Raw genomic sequence first — 22,059 nt, forward strand, 5'->3', positions numbered from 1 at the left:
CTTTTCTAACTATAATACAGAAAGAATTTAAAAACGGTTGAATCTTATCGCTGATTTTTTCAAGAAAAAGTGTAAAAGAATAGAATCTACTCCCGTCGAATTCGCCCTCAGTTTCTTCAATGCATTCACTAATAAAGTTTTAACCGTGGCGACAGAAATATTAAATTTATCCGCTACCTCCTTGTATCGCAACCCTTCCATATAAATCGCTTTCACGATATCTCTACTCCGAGGAGGCAATTTCTCGATCTCACTCTCCACCCGACATAACAATTCCTCGGTCAAATCATCGTATTCAATCTGGGGAGTATCAATCAAATTTACATCATATGCTTTTTTTAAAGGATCCACTTTCTCGAGTGCATTCAAAGCTAAATTTTTTACAGAAGTAAAAAGATAATATTTTAAAGTATCCGGACGCAAATCAGCTATCAAATGCCTTTCCCATAATTTGACAAAAAATTCCTGCACGATATCTTCCGACTTCACGATATCATTCAAAAAGGTATCAGCCCAAAGCACTAAGCTTTTGTAATATTTCACAAAAAGCAAGTCGATCCCTTCTTCCTTACCGTTTTGCAATAGTAAACATATCTTGTCATCACTCCCTTGCATCTGTAAAACTCTTTATTATAACCCATTTGTAAAACAAAAATAAGCATTATCCGTTGAATTTACAAATAGGATATATGACAAAGTCGAATCCGATACTTTTAAAGCAGGATTCGACTTTGTTCTGTTTTACACAAACATTTAACAACTATTTCTTCTTCTCCAAAGACTGTTTAATTTTAAACAAGAGATATTCGTAATGTTGTCTTGTGTCACCGGTGCTGGAAGGTAATGCCTCCCGCAACATATCCCGGGTTCTCAACAACAAATCGTAATAACGTGCAGAAGTGGAGTAACTGGAAACACGTATGGGCTGCACCGGGACAAAGAAGCTCACCTGAGCCTCGTCAGAAGATTTCCCAATTTGGATAGCCGGCGTTCTCCAGTAAGACTTATTTCTAAATCTGATAGCATTAGAAGCATCGAATTTAGCGGCAGGCGCAGTCACAGTAGAGGTTGTGATGATACTTCCCAAAAATACTAGCTGTAACTCCCTTTCGGTTTTTGACAAGGAACGCTTTTTCAAAGTTCCTTCCCATACAACACGGTACAGATCGTTCACGTAATCCTCCGGGGAATAGTTCCCGCCTTTCTCCGCGCTCAATTCCACCACGGAAATCCGTTCCAATAATGTCCCCAGAATTCTCATTTGTACTTTCTCTGCCTGCAAGTCCTTGATCTCGAACTCTTGCTGGCGTTTCACATCGTCAACCCACGCGACATCTTTTGCCAATGCCAATAAATAATTCATAGCCTCTTTCTGCTTGCTCTTGGGAATAAACTCGTAACTGGGTACAGCATCACCGGCATACACCTCGTTCACTTGTATTCCCCCTATATAAGAAGCGACATTATCTACCCCACGCGTGAACAAATCCACTAACTCCTCACGCACACGCCTCCTGTAATCCAATGTTTTATCCCGCTCGGTAAACCAATCGAAATAATTCGCCATCCCTATTTTTATATTCTTAAGCGTGTATTCCAACGCTTTAATATGGTCGTTTCCCAAAGTTTTCATTTTCGCTGTCGGGTCACCACCTAAATTAGGTTGCTGATAAGCAAAACGATAAGCCGGATTTCCTTGTTTCTCGCGAATCCATCCGTCCAACACCTCTTTTTCTGACTCCGGGGTCTTTGCTTCCGGTATCGGTTTATAGAGCCAGTGGATAGCATACATGTCATATTCGCCCAATCCGGCAGGAGTCAAACGAGCCCCTTTTTCCACGTCTTCGGGTTGCGCAATATAATTACAATACACGTCATTCAAGACAGAGGCAGCCAATCCATACTTCCGCGTAAATGATGCCGAACGCAACGAATCCACCGGATAAGCATACGCCCCGGCAGGATTGAGCGACAATCCCAAACATCTTCCGGTCAATTGCATCATCTCCACCCGAATCATTTCTCCCATCACATCCTCCGGCAACTCGTAAGCCCGCACCCGGGGATCGGTGGCCATCGTTTGCACGGCACGCGTGAAATACAATCTCGAAATAAAGTTATTGAAAATATACATGGATGAATTCAATATCTCGCCCGTCCGGCTATCAATATGCATAGACATGTCGGGAGTACTCATCCACAAGGGAGCGTAACGAATCGTGGAATACTTGATATTATTGGCATCGAACCGCGGGTCATCTTTGGGAAATTCCATCACCCGTATCACGTTTTTCAAGCCAATTTTCTCAAACGCCGTGTTCCACTCCTCGACTCCTGCCTTGATATAAGGTTTCCATTCTTGAGGGAAAATCGTATCCATGTAAAAAACTATCGGCTTCTTCACATCGACCAATTCCCCGGCGGCATACTTTTTCTCGTCCACCGGTTCCAATCTCCACCGACGGGTATAATTGAGACGTTTCAATTTTCCTTTCCCGTTCCACACGGATTGGTTCACGGGGCGTACCCCGATACGGGCATCGGCAATCCGGGGATGCATCGGTTCTTCCGGCAGCAACATCAAAAATTTATCTACAGACATCGTCACCGGTATTCCCTGATACATCAACATGCCCATACCATAGTGATTCACGGAATACGAATAATTTCCCTTCACCACGATATTATCATCGTAAGCAGCGATACCAGTGAAGCAAGATTTATCCTTCTCCAATTCCGCTCTACGGTCTATCATTCTGAAGAAAGAATTTGCGGCATAAGCAGCAAACGGATTGGTATAAAAAGAGTGCTCCATGAAAATAGGAGTCATATCGACAACTACCGCCGTGCTATCCGGGGTATAAGCTTTAATCTTGAAAGTTTTGAATATTCCCCCGATATTAGCTTGGTCCAAGGCTTTGGACAACCCCTCTTCCCGACCGTCATACAACATCTTTTTCGTGAAAATCACTCGCATTTGCAAAGTGGAATCCCCTTTCGAGAATCGCACGGGAAGTACCCTCCCGGCAAACTGACCGACAATTCCCTCCCCGTTATCACTGGTTTCTGTGATAGATGAAGCCAACGCCATATCTTTACCGAGCAAATTCAACGGGAACTCTACCCATGTTTTCCCATCCACCAAATGAATTTTCATTAACCCATCGGCGGAAATCATTTTTTTCCCGTCAAATAATTTCTGATACGGAGTCTTTTGTTCCTTTTTCTCTTTCTCCTCTCCCTTTTTCTTACGCTTGGCAGACACGGGTTCACAAACACCAGCAAAGAGCAAAAGAACAACTAAAGAATATAATATTTTTTTCATGCACTTCTTTTTTGTTTTATAACCCAAGACCATTATTTCAATACCTGTTCAATCTTGTAAATCAACAGGCGATAGTGTTGTTTCGTTTCCGTCAAGCCGGTATTTGCTTTATTCTTCAACAACTCTAACGAACTTTTCAACGTCTTGAAATACAAATCCTTCAATGGCTCGGACGAAGGTTCCACTCTAACTTCGAAACTAAACCTGTATGTTTCTTGCGGGGCAAAATGATGTTTCCCGTTCAAATGATTACCGCCACACAGGCAAATCCCCTTTTCCGGTTGCATCCCGAAATATTCCATCCTTTTAGCCGTGATGTACTCAGGTACTTCTATCCCTTCATTTTTGAATGCCAATGCACTACCGCTCAATCCCCGTTCCGTGGCTCCGGAACCTTCCATCAAAAATGTCAGGAACTGCATCTGGAAATTTTTCTCCATTCCCGTCAACGCGGCCCCTTTTCTTGTCGGTGCCCACACGCAGTCATAGATATCCTTCATGTACTCTTCTTGCGAATAAGCATCTTTCACGGCTTTTTCCGAACACAAAGCTACCGCACCGAAACGATGCAAGATTCCGTCAATAATAGCACTCTCGAAATCTTTGCCGATATTATTACGAATAGGATACCCTTTCTGCAACTCTTCATCATCCAACCAAGAGAAATCTTTCAATTGCTCGAACAAGAACTCCAATGATTCTCGTTGTTTCTCTCTCGTCACCGTTTCGTAGCTCGGGAACTTATCCCCGTCATATCTTTCGTACAAATAGATTCCCCCGATATTACAAAGAGCCAACTTCAAATAATGTAAATACTGGTAAACCGTTTCGTTATATATCATTTGCCGGAAACTGTAATCTTTATCATCCGCAGCAGGAATCCACTCATTCAAGTGAGCCAATACATATTTCAAATTCTTGATCCCGTAACGTCCGGCTTTTATCGGGTCGTCACTCAAATCCTCCTCGAAAGAACTCGGGTCTAAACGGGAACGAATTTGTTGTTTCCCGTAACGGTAAATCGGGTTACCGGACTTCTCGCCGATCCATTTATCCAACGTGGGAACTTCCTCGTTTGAAGTACGGGCTTCCGGAAGAGGCGTGTACAACCATTTTATGGAAAAATAATCATAAACACCCAACTCGGGAGGAGTCATACGTACACCCCGTTCTTTATCCCCGGGTTGAGCCACGTAATTGTTACGCGCGTAATCCATGATAGAATAAGTTGTTCCGTATTTTTGCGTGAACGACGGCGAACGCAAAGAATCTGTCGGTATCGCGGCAGACGAAGCCATATTATGCATCAACGCCAGACAGTGTCCCACCTCGTGCGACACCACGTAGCGCAAACAATCTCCCAAAATATCCTCCCGCATCACCCGGGTTCTCACCTCATCATCGGCAGGTGCCGTTTGGATAAATCGCCAAGCCTGCACAACGTTCAATATATTATGGTAAACCGACACGTTCGCATTCAATATTTCCCCGGTTCTCGGGTCTACCCAAGAGGGTCCCATGGCATTTTCCACCCAAGACGGACAATAACGCACGCATGAATATTTAAAATTCTCGGGATCAAACTCCGGGTCATCCTTGGGGAAATCTTTCGCAATAATAGCGTTCTTGAACCCGATAGCCTCAAAAGGCTTCTGCCACACTTCCACCGCCTGCCGGATATAAGGTTTCCAACTTTCCGGGAAAGCATCGTCGATATAGAACACTATCGGTTTCACCGGTTCCACCAATTCTCCCCGCTTGTAAGCCTCCATGTCTTTCGGCTCCAAACGCCAGCGATTGGCGTAAAACGTGTTTTGTATCCCTCGTCCATAATTAGCGAAAGTAGCCATCTCCGTGAAAAATATATTGATACGGGGATCAGCCATCCTCGGACGCATCGGTTCTTCCGGCAACAAGATAAAACTACGTGTCATCACCGCGCTGAAAGGCATATTATACACGTAATAGCCTCGTGAATTGCTCACGCTCACCGTGTAGGATAAGGTTGTCTGTACACTCACGTTATCGGAGAAAGCCTTCACCTTCTCGAATTGTGAATTATCTTTCTTGAAATCCCGGCTCAAATTACCGTCATATCCCAAAATAGGTGCATACGGGGAAAAAGGATCTATCGTGCGGTCGTCGCTCAACAGATAATCCGTCATATCGATAACCACGGCGGTACTATCCTCGTTGTACGTCTTGACCTCGAAATTACGCAAAATAGCCGGTACGAAACTCACGTCCAGACGGTCTTGAATGTTCTTGTCTTCCGTAATATAACCGATACTCACGTAACGCAAGCTTACCACCGAATCTTTTTTCGTGAATTGGATATGTAACGGCGTGTGCGGTTTTTCTCCCACGCAACCGAAACTATTATCTGAAATCTCCGCAATCGTCGAGCCTAATAACATATCCCTTCCCATAAGACTCAACGGCAACTCGAAATACACTTTGTTATCCATTTTATGAACGGTAAACAATCCTCTCTCCGTTTCACATTTTTTCCCCTTGAAGAATTTCTCGTAAGCCGATTCTTTCTTCACTTCAACTTTTTCTCCCTTCTTGTTCTTTTTCCGGAAAAGCTCTCCCGCCTCCACAGACAAAGACATAACAAATAATACAAGTACCAGTGATACTACTCTTCTAAAATTCATTACAATACAGTTTAAATTAAAAAATACTTATCCCATTATAGATTAGATTAAAACCTATTTATTCTAGCATATCGAAAATTCATCTTTTCTTATCGTCGTCATTCCAAGTAAAGCAAAGAAACTCCCCGAACTCACCCTGTATTAGGGAGCTTCTTCACAATACTTTATTTGACAATGAAACTTTACTCAGACAATTAATCCATCACTCTATCGCCCAACCATTATTTCCCATTGTTTTATAACGAACATCCACAATTCGTCCCAAATTCTTGTCTTTAGGAGTAGAGTACAACAACTTATTCTTATCTTTTCGGGAGTCATAAGCCTCATCTCCAATATCATTCGTAGTACTCGACAGCACATGAAACTCTCCATTAGCCAATCCTATTCCAAGATAATTTCCATTATACCGTTCAGAATCTATCGCCGTAATATCTGCAGCGAAAGAAGTATAGAACTTATCCAATCGTCCGGTCACGCGATCATAGAACCATAACTCACTTCCTTGAGAAATCCACAAGTAATTAGTCCTCCGAGAATTATTAAATACCGTTTTTTCGTTAATATTCAAAGAACTAAAATTCAATTTCTCCTGTCCAACAATCCTAGACACCTTTGGAAGATTATTATCCCACAGGTATTCAACCCAAAAAGCATGAGAATAATATTCTCCTGTCTTTTCATCTTTCAAAATAGTATAATATTGTTGTTCACCATAACCACCTCCATTCACACTCGAACCACAGTAGACAATCTCATACCCACTTAAATCGTCTAAACGAGTAAAACTCGGGTAAGCATCATACATTTTTTCATCAATACGAATCAAACCAACCTCCCCGGCTCTCTTTTCTCCACTATCATTGATTGCTACAAAGCATTTATTCGTCAAGTCACACACGACTATTGCACACAAATCCGCCACAGGAGCAATAACCATTTTCCGACCGTCAAGTTCAACAACCTTTCCGTTTTTATCTTGAAAAGTCAAAGGCGTAGAAATAAAAAAACCAGAATGGTACAATCCAATATCTGCTTTTTTCCGACTATATGTCTTTCCATCCTCACCAACTGCAAGAGTCAACCAAAGCGATCCCGCCATCAAAACAGGCTTGAATCCTTCCGGATAAACACTACCAATAAATTGTTCCGCTAAAGTAGTTTCCTTCATAAATGTAGTTACCCCCACATCTACCGTACCGATACCTCCTTGCTGAATAACCCAAAAATTCCCAAATTTATTTACATAATCATAAGATGCAAAATGCTCTAACAATTTCACAGGAGTTCCTCCTAACGCCTCATGGTTTATCGTTTGATATACGCCAATATAATCTTTACAATCATACACCCTTTTCTCTTCCTTCTTACCATTCACAATCTCTTCAACCACTTTCGTCGTATTTCTAAAATAGGATAACACTGCACCTCCATTGTCTGAAAGTACCACCCAACCTTCTACACCAAATTCCGATGCAATCTCTGTTTGCGTTGATTGAATATAAACGACATCTGTACGTGTATCCGTCACTCGAAGGATCAAATCACCTTTTCCCAACATATCAGCAATATAAAACAAATTCCGTTCTGTAGACAATACCCGTTCTTGAAACTCCCACTCGTAAGTCAAATACTCCTCCACGCTATCCTTCTCAAATTCAAAATGGGGAGTAATTTGAATTGTATCCCCTACGGCAACTTTCCAATTCGACTCATTATCATCAAAAGTAATCTCCAATTGATTGATATTCTTATAAGAATAATTTCCCTTATCTCGATAACAAGAAGACAATCCTGCTATCACCAGTATACTAATAATAAATTGTTTCATCATATCCCAATCAGTTTAACAAGCCGGTACTACCATCGGAAATTCCTTTCCAGTGACATCGTTCACATCTATAATATCGTTCTCTTCAACATATGCTTTAAACTTCAAAGCGAGCATACGTACAACACTCATTTCTACATCCGTGAGATCCGATACTCCGGTACATTTCACGAACTCTTGGAATTTTTTCTTGGAAAACGTTCCAAGATACAAGGTCTGAATCTTACCTTTCCACCACAATGGCTGGCTGAATACATTATTAAACGTAATTTTCACCTGACGCTTTCCGAATAATCCCGGTTGAAAATAATCATTAGCCTCAAGTGCTAGCACCAAAGTCACGTCATTTTCCAAATCCTCCGTTTTCACACAAGTAATTACTAAAGTATCCTTTGTTTGATTCGCACGGAAAATCGAGGTAGATATTTTATACTGATCTTGTCCTGCTGTCGTCAAAGAATCAACCACACGCACCGCATATTCAATATCCGACTCCAATGGATCTCCAATCAAATTAATCTCAAATCGAACAGCATGTTCCTCTTCCAAAGGAAAATGTGTAAATGAAAACTTTGCAGTATCCACCCCATTCTTCGTCGTGAAAAATAAATAATGTCCTGTATCGTATTTCTTAAATTCATCCTCCGAACATGCAAAGAAAGAAAAGAAAATCGCTATCAATAAAATATATCGTATCATCATAATCCAAATATTAATGTATTAACTCATTATCGGGTAACGGGAAAGAATAAACTATTTTATCTATCGGTTTTTTATTGTATTTCTTATAATAGAAAAACAATTGTCCTTCTCCTATAAATTCCCGCCTTGCCTCGGTAATAATGGCATTCTCCATCTCATCCATATTAGTTACACTCGCCTCATTCCACTCGGTAATTTTCCGTCCGAAACGTACATCCCGCAACACACGAATAGCATCTTGATTAGCAATATTACCGCTATAATCCCTTATTTCAACTGTTTTTCCATTTCGATATAAGTAATCACTTACAATAAAATACATCTCACTCAAGCGAATCATCGGAATCAAATCATCTACCCTACTCGTTCCACTACTAAGAGCCTCATATTTCAACGAATAATTATCATTTGTTACCAAAGATGCCCTCACGTCTTCCTTCGAGTTTTCAAAAATCTTAATTTTATCTAATCTCAATCTACCACTCTTTGAACTTTTCGATGAATATGGTTCATAATCGTCTATTAATGTAGTACTTGACAAACCGAATATCACACCATCATGCAGTTTCGGAGTTTGCACTACAAGGGAAGTGGTCGTTTCTGTAAAATTAAAACACCAGTCAGAACCACTTCCATTATATCCCTTAGCATGAATCACCTCTAATGCTTGTTTACAAGCATCTTCTCCACGTCCGGCATAATCATACACACGGGCAAGAGTTGCCGTTATGACATAATAATTCATTCGGTAACCACGATTTAAAAAGAAAAGATCCTCGCTTCCATGTAATGTAAACTCCCCTTCTAACCGCGGCCCCTTCATTATCCCTTCACTATTTGTTCCTACCGTATCATAGGTAGCAAGCAAATTCTTCGCTCGCAATAAATCCCGTTCCACTCTTCCTATCACGGAATCCACACTCAAATAGGGTTCTGACAACGACCCGTGTTTTTCGAAATAAGGAATATATCCTTTGTTATCAGCAACAATCGGAGCCGGGGCAAATAAACGCAATATATCAAAATGCAAAAATGCCCGTAAAGCGTATGCTTCCCCCATAATCAAGTTACGCTCCGTTTCCCCATACGCAAACAAGTCGGGCTCCGCTTTCTCTACTTCTGCCAATAAATTGTTACAATTTGAGATCGCCGTGTATGCATTAGACCAAATATCCGATATTATTGATTTTACGCCACTATGCGTGTATTGGAAATTCATTGCATAGTACCAAACATCATTCGTCGTGAAATTCTCGTACAATTGCGCAATAACATCCACCGTTCCCCATGTCATATGTTTCCCATACATCGTCACGTCTGCCATATTATTATAAATCCCGTTTAATGCATTACGATACCCTTGACCGGTTTCGAACAATACATTTGCATCTACCTCGTCATCCGGTTTCACGTCGAGCCAGTCATTACATGCACTTAATAACCCGACAATCAACCCCATTATAATCCATATTCTATTTCTCATACTCATTACTTTCTAAAAACTTGCTTTTAATGAAATATTCATCTTTCTCGCGTAAGGATAATCTATTCCTCGTTCAAACTTCACCGAAGACACTCGGAACAATTCATTTGCCCCAAGCTCTAAACGCAACACACCAAATCCGATTTTTTTCAATATCTTCTGTCCAAAATCATATCCTAAAGTCAAAGAATTCAATGTTAACACATTATTATCCTGCACAAAACGTTCCGTCGGGCGTGTTGTTTGAATCACTCCTTTCGTCTGCAGTTTTTTGTATTTCGCGTGATCGCCCGGCTGTTTCCAACGCTGGGAGAACACTCGTTTATCCACATTCTCTGAACTAATTCGTGCATTTTCCACTTTGTTCACTAACGTTGAATTATATTCTTGACCTCCCAACTTATACAGAAAGGTAGTGTACAAACTCCAATTCTTGTAACGCACGTTAAATCCAAATGCTCCTTGCACTTTAGGTTCCGTATCACCTAATATCACCTGTTCCGCAGCTTCCCACTCATAAGTCGTTGAGCCATCCCGACGTACCAGAACCTCCTCTCCATCACTCGGGTTTATTCCCAAGGATTTCATACCCCAAATCGAAGTAGTACTACCACCTTCTACATATTGTGTAAATGTCTTACTATATTTAGTATCACCCGCACTTGCACCTAAATAACCTGTACCATAATCGGCATATTGAGCCTGCACCTGATCATTATAAGCCTTCAAACTTTCGGATATTTTCAACAACTTGTTTTCATTATGAGACAAGTTCCCAAATACTGCAACCATCCAGTCTTTCGACTTGTACACATCACTTCGTACTTGTACATCAATTCCTTTATTCATAATCTCTCCTATGTTATCCACGTAAGTCGTAAAACCGGTAGAACTGGCAATCGTCACATCATTAATCAAATCCACCGTTTTTTTCCGGTAATACGAAGCATTCACATAAATCAACCCGTCCAACATCTGTATATCAAACCCGACATCCAAAGTATTCGTCGTTTCCCAAGTTAATCCTGAATTGCCTAGGGCCACCAATGAAGCTCCAATACCCGTCCTATACCATTTATCGTTTTGAATCTTATACATCGTTCTTGCCGCATACGCCGGGAAATTCACCTTACCGGTTGCCCCGTAAGAACCGCGTATTTTCAACATATTCACGTAACCCAAGTTTTTCATGAACTCATAATTGTGAATATTGATCCCCACCCCACCGGAAAAAAACGGGGCAAAACGCTTATCCACACCAAATTCAGACGATCCGTCCATACGAAGCGAAATATCCAACAAATAAATATTATCGTACGTGTAATTCACACTCGCCAACATACCGAACAGACGACTCTTATTCTGATTCACAGTCGGCTTCTCTACTATTTCATTGGCATAATTAATAGAGCTTAGCGAACCGTTCGGGAATCCCTTGTAGAAAGAAGAAAGCGACTTACTCTGCTCATCTTTAGCGTTAATACCGAATGTCAGGTTTATATAGTTTTTCCCGATACTCCGGTTATAAGCGGCAGTCGCCGTCAAATCCCACTTGAAGCCATTATTTTCTTCTGTACGTAACTCTCCCGAAATCGGATTATCTTTCCCTAAAAGGTCACCGTTCTTCTGCGACTCCGGATCAAGGAAACGTTCTCCCCTAGTCGTTGTCTTCGTCACACTAAACTGTCCTTTAATTTGCCAATAATCATTGATATACCAATTTATCGCTAAATTATTTATCAACTCATCGATCTGGTCTTCGTCATAATTTTTCAATGTAGCCTCATACAAAGGATTCTCTTCATCCCCACCAACGATCCACTCCTGAGTTTCCTTTAAATACTTACCATTTTCATCTTTATACTCATCATAAGGCATTTTTTTCGTATAATCTGAAAAAGAACCATAAGGCGACTCTTTGGATTTCGTCACATTATAAGAGATATAATTTTTAATTTGGAAATCTCCCAAACGATAATCAATCGAAAGTCCTACCCCGTAACGGTTACGAGCCGACTCCTTCATCACTCCGTTATCATTGTTATACAACACGTCTAAACCAAAACGCATATCCGTACTCCCCCCTTCGATATACAAACTATGCTGATGATTAAACACCGTCCGCAAAGGTTTTGACAACCAATAGGTATCCACACCTCGTTTTATATTAGCCAATTTTTTGTAATACTCCTCATCCAGCGTCAATTGATTATATGCCACCTCCTCATCCGAATCGTACGTGTACAATCCTGCCACCCGTTCCGTTTCCAACTTCTCTGCCGCATTCATCAAATTATAATCCGTTAGGTCAGGCATGCTTAGCGTACCCGTCAAACCGTATGATACGGACACCTCACCGGGTTTCGGAGCCACCGTTGTGATCACAACAACCCCATTTGCAGAACGAGAACCATACATGGCAGTCGCTGCCGCATCTTTCAATATCGTGATATTCTCTATACGATTCGGATCCATATCATATAACTTTTGCACCGTAATCTCAAACCCGTCCATGATAAACAACGGCAAGTTCGGATTTTCCTCCAAATTCGACTTCGACAAACTATTCGCATCCAACTGCTTCACCCCAATTCCGGAACGTCCGCGAATATACATCTCGGGCACGGCATTCGGGTCCGATCCCCACTGGTTGTTCTCCTGAATACGGAACGAGGGATCAAAAACTTGCAACGCCTGAATCACATTCGTCTTCGACACATTTAACAACTCCTCTCTTGATACAGAAATAGAGTTACCCGTGAAACTCTCCTTACGGATCTGAGCATATCCCGTCACCACGACTTCGTCCACCTCCGCCACCTCAAGTTTCATGCGAATCACCAGCTCCTTGGCATCGTTTTTCGGGTCTTTTTTCAACACCACCTCATGAGTCTGGTAACCGATAAACGAAATCAACAACACCGTCGTATCCATCTGCGGGACCTCCATCCTGAACTTACCGTCAGCATCCGTCACCACGCCGAGCGTCGTTCCCCGCAACAACACGGTTGCTCCCGGCAACGTCTCGCTTTTTTCATCCAACACCTTCCCCTGAATGACTCTTTTTTCCTGCTTTTTCTCTTTAGTGTCATCTTTTCCTTGTTTGATAACAATCAAAGAACCATCCTTCTCGTAAATCAAACGAGTATTTTTCAGACACAAAGCCAAAATCTCGTCAATACCGGCATTCGCAACCGAAAAAGTAATTCCAGTTACTCGAGCCACATCCTCCGACTTAAATAAAAAACGATACTCAGACTCCGTTTCAATCTTCTTAAAAACATCCTTCAACGCCAAGTTTTCCACCTTTAACGTAAAAGTCTGAGCTTGCGCATCACCGTAGGAATACATCACTCCCAACATCGTTAGTAACACGTAAAACTTCGTAAACCACAAAATCTTGCACCACTTTCTCGAATAAAGAAAGTTGTTTTTCCATTTTTTTGTCATAATTTTGTTCGTTAATAATTCAATGAATTTAAATTAAGGATGGGGAGTGTGGGGACACTCCTCTCCTTTTCTCTATTTACCTATCACAGTTATTACATTTCCTTTTATATCAAAATAAACTATTTCCAATTTTTCAATCTTTTCCAATAAAACGGAGAAATCTTTGTAGCGACTGATATTTCCATTAATCCGAATGTCCTTTACCTCTGGATTCCTGTAAAAAACCTTTATATCATACCAACGCGCCACCCTGTTCATCACGTCCTCCAGCCGCTCGTCATCAAACACAAACTGTCCGTCTTTCCATGCCGTGTAACGACGAACATCTACTTTCTGCTTACTCAATTCCCCCTCCTCCGTCAACACGGCTTGCTCCCCCGGTTCCAACAACAAAGTATGATCTTTCGTCTGCACCTGTACTCTTCCCTGCTCCAACGTCGTCTCGAATCGTGTTTCTTCCTGGTAAGCATGAATATTAAAACGAGTACCCAATACCTTCACCTCGAATCCATTCACCTCCACGACAAACGGTTTATCCGACTTTGTGACATCGAAATACGCCTCACCCGTGAGTTTCACTCTCCTCTCCTCTCCATAAAACTGTACTGGATAACTTAAATCCGTCTCCGCATTAAGATACACCATCGTGGCATCGCTCAATTTCATAGAAAACTCTCCCCCTCTTGGCACCCGTATCATGTGTGTCACGTCTATCAACTTCCCCTCGATCTTCATCGCGGCATAATTCAGCACGTTGCTATCCTGCCGCACTTGGAAACTATCGGCAACAACGATATTTCTCCGCACCTGTGATTCCAACACGATCTGCTCACCCGTCCCCGTGTACAATATAGCCTTCTCCACGCCGGGAGCGAAAGCAAATTGCTGCATATTCGTCTTTTGGGAATCAAAATTCATCCCCCGCCACAAAACAACACTACCCACGAGTACGACAAATACAGCGGCATATTTTAATATGCCAACAACCAAACGTCGCCGCTTACCAAATGTTTTCCGTTCAAACTCCCTGAAATTCTTCAATACATCGACCTCCCCGCCATGTCCAGCCCGGGTAAAGAATCCCTGCATCTTCCGATAATAACGCCTATTCTCTCCCGACTCTTCCAACCACCCCTGCAACTCGCTCTTCTCTTCATCGGTCATCCCACCCGTTATGGATTTTCTTAAAATATGCCAATCTATTTTCTGCATCTTAAATCTAAATATCTTTTCTTAAAATTTATCTTTATCCCCTACAACCTCACTCTCTTCATTGTATAGAAAATACCTTCATCATATTACCCGAAATTTTCAATAGAGATTAATACAGATTACAGCAAAAACGATTCAAAAAACAACATCCTCTTTTCAAATATTTGAATTTATATGAAATTTTGAATAAGATATAATTGCTGTTCAGACTATTATTCCAGGAATAATACGGCAACGAACTTATGCTTACTTATTGGATCAAAAGACTTCAAAATATATTGCAAATATTTTGAAGTCTTTCTATCATAATTAAAATTAAACTTCCTCTCCAAAAGCCAATCTTATCGTTGCAGTAGTCTCTCCCGCTTTATTTTTAAGCCTTATCTTATAGAATCCATCATCCTCCAATCCAGGATTTTCTATTTCTAACACTGTTGTTATTGTTCCATAATCATCCGCAAATACACGTATCGTATATCTATCACCAGCATTATCTATAATTTCCCTCAAATTGTGATACCAAGTAACAGAAGGAGCAGGATTCCCCTTAAATCGGACTTCCATCGTAATAAGATTGCCACTTTCGGATACTCGAACCTTGGGTTTCTCGACTATCTCAGGCGCCTCATAATCAACACTAAATCTTTCTTGTAAGTTCACTCCATTATGTTCTACGATTCTACTCTCTCCATCGAATCCGGCTAACATAAAAAATAATACTAAAACAAATAAAATTTTCTTCTTCATAATTATAGTTTTTTTAATCATATATATAAGACAACTTCACGTGAAAATACAGTGACAAAAAATTGAATAAATATCATTTCCTTACAACTAATCGACAACTTACCGCACCCGAACCCACTTCACGGCATCTGCGGCAATCACTTGCGGCTGCTCATTTTCCAAAAAAGAAGCATTCTCCCGGTCCCGGTCGCTTAAAGTCACGCTCCCTTTTCCCTGAAAATTGAAAACTCCCAAAGACATCCAATGCCAATCCTCCCTGTCCATCGTGAGCACGACCTCGTGTTCTTCCTGTCCGTCAAACACCGTGTAATGGTACTCTCGGTCAAAACAAAGCACCCCTGTACCTTTATGACTACTCTGCTCATTAAAAGGTATATGACAGAACACCTCGTAAGTACCCTCGGGTAGGTCGGTTTCCCACTGCACCTTCTGGTTTCCCTTGCCGCCTTCTTTAAAATACGCCCCCCTCACGGGAAAACCCAAGCATCCATCGGTAACCATCCATCCCCAGTGATCGCGGGGAACATTCCTGTAACATTTCGCACGGGTTTCTACCTGTCCGAAAAGGGAAGCAATGTTAAACTTCCGAGTTTCATGAATCGAGAATCCCGGGTCGTCGTTATCCACGATGATCTCGCCCTCGTTTTCTTGGGTAAAAGAGAACGTGGCGTCAAGGGGTAAAAACCACGAGGTTGTATCAATACCCGTGTCGACATCTCTATTTATTGTCTTAACCGACAACGACATCCCACCCGGTACATTTAAAGACAAGGGGAAATAAATCATTTTATTAGTAGCACTAGATGTTTGTACTCGTATAGCACGCCCCTCTCCCGCCGGGATGATCCATCCCGAGTGATTACCGCCTGGGTAAACAATTCCTGGTACTTTCCCCCGGTTAAACACCTTAAAATCGTATATATAACCACGCTTCCTTCCCCCGTTGACTATTATAAAATTTCCCTCTATCTCGAAAACGGGTAATTCTTTGCAACGATACCAGCTATCGATCATCGAGTCCAAACGAATATGATAACGGTCAAAAAACTCCCGGAAAAAATCTTCAAAAGAGGCTTCCTCGAAAACATGGCGCTTCAGGAAATCGTGATAAACCTCTTCAAACTCTTCTTTTCCAACTAGTATTGCCAGCAAAGTATTAAACCACTCGCATTTTTTCTGTATGATGTCGTTTAGCAGTTCCCGGGACAACGAGGGATCCACCAAAGCCTCCTCTAGACTATGGTCTTTCAGGTAATCGACGACATAAAATTCTCTATCCCTGTCTATTAACTCCATATTCAAATCACGACAAAAAGCTGTACGTAGTACATCATTAGCCAAAGGGATGTCGTCAGAATAGACAAAACTCGTGTTACCCTTGCAAAGTGCCCCGAAATCATAACTTCCTCTATAGAACAAGGCTAATTCCATCACCAGTCGCGATTCTGCATTATAATAAGAGGTACTGACTTTCTCCGAGTATTTCTTTTCCGGCAAGAATACCATTCCTTCCTGCACTCTCTCGCCCGTTCGCCATGTTTTTCCCGTGAAAGCGTGAAAATTACATGGCACCTCTATAAGCGTGCCCCAATTGTAAGGATACCGCACCGTGGGATCAAAACCTGTTTTCTTCGTGCGACGTTCCCAGTAATCATCGCCATCGAATTCCAGGTTAGATCTCGCAAGCCCGATCATATCCTTTAACTCTTCCTCGGGATACTGGTCGTAATCATCAAGCATAAACTCGTGCTCGGACAAGTAAAAAAGTTCAAACTTTACTGGAGGAACATTTACAGGTGGCGTTATCTTTATTGCTTTACCATCCTTGAACTCAAACATTGCCGGAGGCAAATAGCTATCAACCACGATCTCCCGCTTCTTGTAATTACCAATGCAAAGGCTGATCCCCTTCATGTTATGTTCGAAGATAAACGTTGTCTTTCCCGCCGTCTCTCTATTCGCCTCCCCCTGGCATATTGCTGTTAGCAACGGGTCATGCTCCACCTCCAAACTATAGTGAGTAAACATCGCTCGCCGGAATCCCAGCGAATCGTAAGGAGGCACGCTAACCGGGTACCAGCCACATTCCGGGGGTAGCAGTTTATACCCCTTCTCGCAAAATGCCGGGGAGTAACCGAAACGGTACATGTCTATCGTGTTCAGGTTCGACGCCCCGTACTTCTCTTCCGGGACATCGAGAAAACAAAAACGGTTATCGATCTTTCCATCGTAATGCACCACCACCTCTTTCTTCTCGCCGGGAGCGACTTCTCCCTCCACGAGAAGCGCTTGTTCCTCCCGACGGAAAGCAACCGCATCACCATCTACCGTGACCGACGACACCTCTAACCCGGGATTCAGGTATAACACCAGGGGAAGCGCCTCGTTATTCCTGTTTTCCACCCTCATCTCGCTTTTCACGGAAATTTCCCCATCCTCGGCTTCCTTCACCTGTAACCGGTTCGCCGCAATTTTCAACACTTCCGAGGAAACGTGTTTGGAATAAACCTCCCGGTAAGTCTCCCGTTTACCCGACACCGATTGCAAATCATAAATATAAACGCTTGCACCCCCGACGGCAACAAGCAAGGGAAGTAAAGCCGCCAGCGTCAACCGGTACCCGGCCCGCACGTTGTTATGAATCCGGGGATAAGGTATCACTGCCAACACCGCTAACCCCACCCCGAGAAACAAAATAAATACCCGTTGCAACAAGTACACGTCAAGATTCACGTGCCCCGTGAAATCGGAAAACAGGTTAGGTATCCTTGCCGCAAGCGGGTCAAGCAACCCGTCCAACCAAACCGAGCCCGGAAGTGCAAATACACCCAGGATCAAAATTAAAACAAAAATACTCAATCCATTATTTTTCACTAACCTCACCACGAGTGTTGACAACCCCAGGCAAAAAAACAGCGTCGGCAAGTTTAACGTCAACCAGTAAAACAAGTAATACCCAGCACCAAATACCTGGGGATAAAAAAGAAAATTCAGCAAGCCACAAAAAAGAAACACCACCACGTTCACCAGCGAGAAAGCAAGAACCTTCCCCGCCACACTTCCTATAGAACTCTCCGTGTTCCCTTGCGGGTGGACCTTTAAAGCCGCCAAGGCATCCACCCGGGACAACCTCGTGTCATTGATCACGAGTACCGTCACGAAAAAAAGTTGCAACACGTTGAACAAGTAAGCACACCTGAAAGGTATTGAGGAAGGCAACACCTGGGCTACCCACGTCATCGAAGCCCCCTTCACCAGTTGGTCGAGACTTTTAACTGAAAACAATATAGACAACGGCGTGAACATGTAAAGAGTTATCCCCAACACCCCCAACACGACAAACAACCAAAAGATTACATTCCGACGGGAACGCTTGAACTCGTATGAAGTTTCAATCAAAATGTGATTACTGTTCATGATTACTATTTTTTTATAATATGGCAAATAATCTATATATACTAACCGGATCAAAAGAGGCTGTCTCAGAAGTCCTTTTCCTATCGTTGTCCTTCTGAGCCCCCATCACGTTTAACGTGAAATAAACAGATGATGACGAACTACGCCCCCACTGTCATCCTGAGCATCGCGAAGGATCTCCTGCCACAGGGTACCTCTTGCCATGAGATCTTTCACTACGTTCAGGATGACAAACAAGACTTTTGGGACACCCTCTTTTTTTAGTTACTAATGTAAAATCAAATATTTTGCACTGGATCAAAATTTAATTTTATTATACCATTAAATTCTCCAAATTCATTTTTAACATTCCCTTTATACTCTCCAGTATCCCCCATTTCTATATCTCTTATTATTAACATTGCGGTGTATTCATCTGAAGATTTTGCATTTTCAATAATTTCGTGCCTATGGTCTTCTTCAACCACCTTTGTACCATGATACCAAATAACATTAGCCTTAGGCTTTGCCTTAAATCGAATCTCAAGAATAACAGTATTCCCATTGTCAGACCCATAAACACTAGGTTTACTAATTGGTGTAGGTGCAAAACCATCAACTTCTTCCTGTAAGTTTACACCACTTTGTTCTACGATTCTATCTCCTCCATAGAATCCGGTCAGCATTAAAAACAATGCAAAAACCATTAAAATCTTTGCCTTCATATTATCAATTTTTAACTTAATAAAAGAAAGACAACTTCATGAGAAAAGTCAGTGACAAAAAATCAAAAAAATGAATTAATTTCTCGAACAGACACTAAATAATAGCCAGAATCACCAAGAAAGAAACTCCCATTCGTTTCCTGATATACTTGTACGACCGAGTCATCTGCGTGTTGATCGTATTGACGGACACTCCCATCTCTTCTGCCACATCTTTATACTTCTTCCCTTCCAACACACAACGTTTAAATACCAGACGAGCTTGCTCGGGCAATTCCTCGATTACCTCGTACACCCGCTGCAACAACTCCGGATCGACCTCCACTTCCGGTATTTCCGCGTACGCCTGTGCTTCCGCCAACCATTGTTTATAATTATCCTCCACGTGCAGATGCTTCAATCGGTTGAAGCACCTGTTTCGAACCTGCACGAAAAGATAAGACTTCAAGTTCGAAATACCGGAAAGCATCGGTGCGTTATTCCACAAATCCACAAAAATCTCTTGAGCGATATCCTCCGCCTCATCCCTATCCAAAAGAAAATACTCGGCAAAAAGCGTCATCTTCTTGAAATAAGTTTCAAAAAGATGCTTAAAGACACTATGCTCCCTCCGCTTTATAGCTTCGAAAATTTCATCTGAACGCATTTCATCCATATCCATGTAAATCAACACTTGTTGACACTACAAAGATAGATTTTTCTTTTAAAATCTACAACTCCCCCTATTTTCTACCATCCAATATCTTCATCCCGATATCCATGTAGCGATACACGTCACGGGTAGTTTCCCGGATACGTTTTTCATCTTTCTTGTGTCCCAAACGGACAATAATGGCATTCCGTTCCGGTATAGCGATAATATACTGCCCCAGCATTCCCCGGAAATAAGGGTTCCGCTGACCGTGATAATTCATAATCCATATCTGGAAACCGTAATAATCCAACGAATCCTTACCCCACTCGTCTTTCAAGTAACTTGCCGGGCTCATGGCTTCATTGATATATTCTTCCGAGATCAATTGCTTCCCGTTCCAGTTGCCGTGATGAAGCATCAGACGGGCAAAACGTGCCACTTCCCTCGCCGTGGTATGGAAACAACAGAATGACTTCTCATCCCCGTCCTTTTTATCCAACAACCAATAGGCATCCTGTGCCGCCTGCATCGGTCGCCACAACTTCTCCTCCGCGTAATCGCTGATTGTTTTCCCGGTTGCCTTTTCCACGATAAACGCCAATATCTGCGTATCGCCGCTCCGGTAAGAAAATTGCTTCCCCGGTTCTTCAATCACGTCCAACCCGGTCACCAACTCGTATAAATCATTCCCGTAATACCCGTGCGTCGTCACGGAAAACAAAGAAGCGTAAGCCTCGTCCCAGTTCAACCCGCCACTCATCGTCAACAAATGGCGGAGCGTGATATTTTTCTTTTCCCCGACCTTGAATTCCGGAATATATTTCCACACGGGATCATCCAGACTCTCGATCTTCCCCTCGTCATAAGCCGCCCCGATCAATAACCCCACGATACTCTTCGTCGATGAAAAAATGTTCGATGTCTTCGTGTCATTCCAACCGGAACGATATTCCTCGTAAACGATACTGTCATTCTGAATCACCAGAAAAGATACCGTACGGAAATCATTCAGGTAAGCATCATCCTCCGGACTCATCTCGTAAGTGTTATAATCTTTCGCGTGTGCCCACGTCCATGACGAATCGGCCTTCTGCACCGTGTGTTTCTCGAACATCGACAAATCATCAATCGAAGGATACCAGTATATCAAAGCCTGCCGGGCGTAATAAGGCAGACAGAAATAAACGATTGTCAAAACAACCAGCACCGCTAAAACTATCTTATGCCATTTCTTCATACAACTGAATTTGTAATTTACCAAAAAGTTCACACGCAACAATCGTAAATCGTCAATCACTAAATCTACAATTGTTTAACTTTCGCCACCATCTTCCGGATTACCCCTTCACCGATACAAGGCGCATGAGCATCCTCCGGAAAAAAAATCACGAACTCACCGGGAGAAAGCGTGAACACACCTTCCACCTTATCTTTATAAAAAGTATAATCCCCTTCCTCGTTATAAGAAGCAGAAGCCTCCCCCAACCGACTTTTGGCTTTCCACCCGTAAGACTCCGACACGAGCAGCGGCATCTGAATATCTATATATTTATCATGTCGCTCATAAACGGCCTCTTCCACGCTTCGTCCCCGTGCATCCTCGATTTTAATAAAAGCATCCTCGCCGGCAATATCTACTCTGCCCACGGGCATACCTGCCAGATCGTGCGTCTTTATATAATCGAACACAGCCTTGAAATAAGGATTCAGACTCTCTATTCTCTCGCTATTACCTATTATATTTATAACCATAACATTTATTTATAATGCCTAACAAAGATAACATATACACCTCAAAATCCATCCATTCCTCATGATAAAATATATCGACATCATATGATCTCCCCCTCAATCTTCTCCTCTTATTACGCTTTCCAATACCAAAAAGATACCA

At 42.2% G+C, this 22,059-nt stretch carries 14 protein-coding genes; all 14 read right to left on the reverse strand.

Features of this window, described 5'->3' with window-relative positions:
* Positions 1-27 precede the first annotated feature (27 nt).
* A complete protein-coding gene (locus tag ACK8P8_RS15415) occupies positions 28-615 on the reverse strand; it encodes a sigma-70 family RNA polymerase sigma factor (RefSeq protein WP_227215418.1) in 588 nt (195 codons plus the stop codon).
* 145 nt (positions 616-760) lie between these two features.
* Positions 761-3,325: a zinc-dependent metalloprotease gene (locus tag ACK8P8_RS15420; RefSeq protein WP_369860808.1), complete on the reverse strand. Its 2,565-nt coding sequence runs from the start codon at positions 3,323-3,325 to the stop codon at positions 761-763.
* 32 nt (positions 3,326-3,357) lie between these two features.
* A complete protein-coding gene (locus ACK8P8_RS15425; RefSeq protein WP_410026026.1) occupies positions 3,358-5,985 on the reverse strand; it encodes a zinc-dependent metalloprotease in 2,628 nt (875 codons plus the stop codon).
* A gap of 202 nt (positions 5,986-6,187) precedes the next feature.
* Positions 6,188-7,819, reverse strand: coding sequence for a PKD-like family lipoprotein (locus tag ACK8P8_RS15430; protein WP_369860810.1), 1,632 nt, complete (start codon positions 7,817-7,819; stop codon positions 6,188-6,190).
* 12 nt (positions 7,820-7,831) lie between these two features.
* Positions 7,832-8,518 (reverse strand): DUF4843 domain-containing protein, encoded by a 687-nt coding sequence (locus ACK8P8_RS15435; RefSeq protein WP_186977880.1) that lies wholly within the window; start codon positions 8,516-8,518, stop codon positions 7,832-7,834.
* Between the two features lie 10 nt (positions 8,519-8,528).
* Positions 8,529-10,001, reverse strand: coding sequence for a RagB/SusD family nutrient uptake outer membrane protein (locus ACK8P8_RS15440; protein ID WP_369860811.1), 1,473 nt, complete (start codon positions 9,999-10,001; stop codon positions 8,529-8,531).
* Between the two features lie 12 nt (positions 10,002-10,013).
* Positions 10,014-13,451, reverse strand: coding sequence for a SusC/RagA family TonB-linked outer membrane protein (locus ACK8P8_RS15445; RefSeq protein ID WP_369860812.1), 3,438 nt, complete (start codon positions 13,449-13,451; stop codon positions 10,014-10,016).
* A gap of 72 nt (positions 13,452-13,523) precedes the next feature.
* Entirely contained in the window at positions 13,524-14,663 is a 1,140-nt protein-coding gene (locus tag ACK8P8_RS15450) for a FecR family protein (RefSeq protein ID WP_186977886.1), read from the reverse strand.
* A gap of 315 nt (positions 14,664-14,978) precedes the next feature.
* Positions 14,979-15,410, reverse strand: coding sequence for an immunoglobulin domain-containing protein (locus ACK8P8_RS15455; protein WP_369860813.1), 432 nt, complete (start codon positions 15,408-15,410; stop codon positions 14,979-14,981).
* Between the two features lie 99 nt (positions 15,411-15,509).
* A complete protein-coding gene (locus ACK8P8_RS15460) occupies positions 15,510-18,827 on the reverse strand; it encodes a hypothetical protein (RefSeq protein ID WP_369860814.1) in 3,318 nt (1,105 codons plus the stop codon).
* 278 nt (positions 18,828-19,105) lie between these two features.
* Entirely contained in the window at positions 19,106-19,531 is a 426-nt protein-coding gene (locus ACK8P8_RS15465; protein WP_186977892.1) for an immunoglobulin domain-containing protein, read from the reverse strand.
* A gap of 94 nt (positions 19,532-19,625) precedes the next feature.
* Positions 19,626-20,192: an RNA polymerase sigma-70 factor gene (locus ACK8P8_RS15470; RefSeq protein ID WP_186977894.1), complete on the reverse strand. Its 567-nt coding sequence runs from the start codon at positions 20,190-20,192 to the stop codon at positions 19,626-19,628.
* 61 nt (positions 20,193-20,253) lie between these two features.
* The gene (locus ACK8P8_RS15475) at positions 20,254-21,402 is read right to left on the reverse strand and encodes a serine hydrolase domain-containing protein (protein ID WP_369860816.1); all 1,149 of its coding nucleotides are present in this window, start codon (positions 21,400-21,402) and stop codon (positions 20,254-20,256) included.
* Between the two features lie 65 nt (positions 21,403-21,467).
* Positions 21,468-21,917, reverse strand: a complete 450-nt coding sequence (locus ACK8P8_RS15480) for a NanQ anomerase/TabA/YiaL family protein (protein ID WP_099290108.1) — start codon at positions 21,915-21,917, stop codon at positions 21,468-21,470.
* Positions 21,918-22,059: the final 142 nt, after the last annotated feature.

Source organism: Butyricimonas muris (assembly GCF_046365375.1).
Lineage (GTDB): Bacteria > Bacteroidota > Bacteroidia > Bacteroidales > Marinifilaceae > Butyricimonas > Butyricimonas muris.

Coding starts and splice junctions, on each gene's coding strand:
- ACK8P8_RS15415 (WP_227215418.1), bottom strand. CDS start 615: ATGCAAGGGAGTGATGACAAGATATGTTTACTATTGCAAAACGGTAAG.
- ACK8P8_RS15420 (WP_369860808.1), bottom strand. CDS start 3,325: ATGAAAAAAATATTATATTCTTTAGTTGTTCTTTTGCTCTTTGCTGGT.
- ACK8P8_RS15425 (WP_410026026.1), bottom strand. CDS start 5,985: ATGAATTTTAGAAGAGTAGTATCACTGGTACTTGTATTATTTGTTATG.
- ACK8P8_RS15430 (WP_369860810.1), bottom strand. CDS start 7,819: ATGATGAAACAATTTATTATTAGTATACTGGTGATAGCAGGATTGTCT.
- ACK8P8_RS15435 (WP_186977880.1), bottom strand. CDS start 8,518: ATGATGATACGATATATTTTATTGATAGCGATTTTCTTTTCTTTCTTT.
- ACK8P8_RS15440 (WP_369860811.1), bottom strand. CDS start 10,001: ATGAGAAATAGAATATGGATTATAATGGGGTTGATTGTCGGGTTATTA.
- ACK8P8_RS15445 (WP_369860812.1), bottom strand. CDS start 13,451: ATGACAAAAAAATGGAAAAACAACTTTCTTTATTCGAGAAAGTGGTGC.
- ACK8P8_RS15450 (WP_186977886.1), bottom strand. CDS start 14,663: ATGCAGAAAATAGATTGGCATATTTTAAGAAAATCCATAACGGGTGGG.
- ACK8P8_RS15455 (WP_369860813.1), bottom strand. CDS start 15,410: ATGAAGAAGAAAATTTTATTTGTTTTAGTATTATTTTTTATGTTAGCC.
- ACK8P8_RS15460 (WP_369860814.1), bottom strand. CDS start 18,827: ATGAACAGTAATCACATTTTGATTGAAACTTCATACGAGTTCAAGCGT.
- ACK8P8_RS15465 (WP_186977892.1), bottom strand. CDS start 19,531: ATGAAGGCAAAGATTTTAATGGTTTTTGCATTGTTTTTAATGCTGACC.
- ACK8P8_RS15470 (WP_186977894.1), bottom strand. CDS start 20,192: ATGGATATGGATGAAATGCGTTCAGATGAAATTTTCGAAGCTATAAAG.
- ACK8P8_RS15475 (WP_369860816.1), bottom strand. CDS start 21,402: ATGAAGAAATGGCATAAGATAGTTTTAGCGGTGCTGGTTGTTTTGACA.
- ACK8P8_RS15480 (WP_099290108.1), bottom strand. CDS start 21,917: ATGGTTATAAATATAATAGGTAATAGCGAGAGAATAGAGAGTCTGAAT.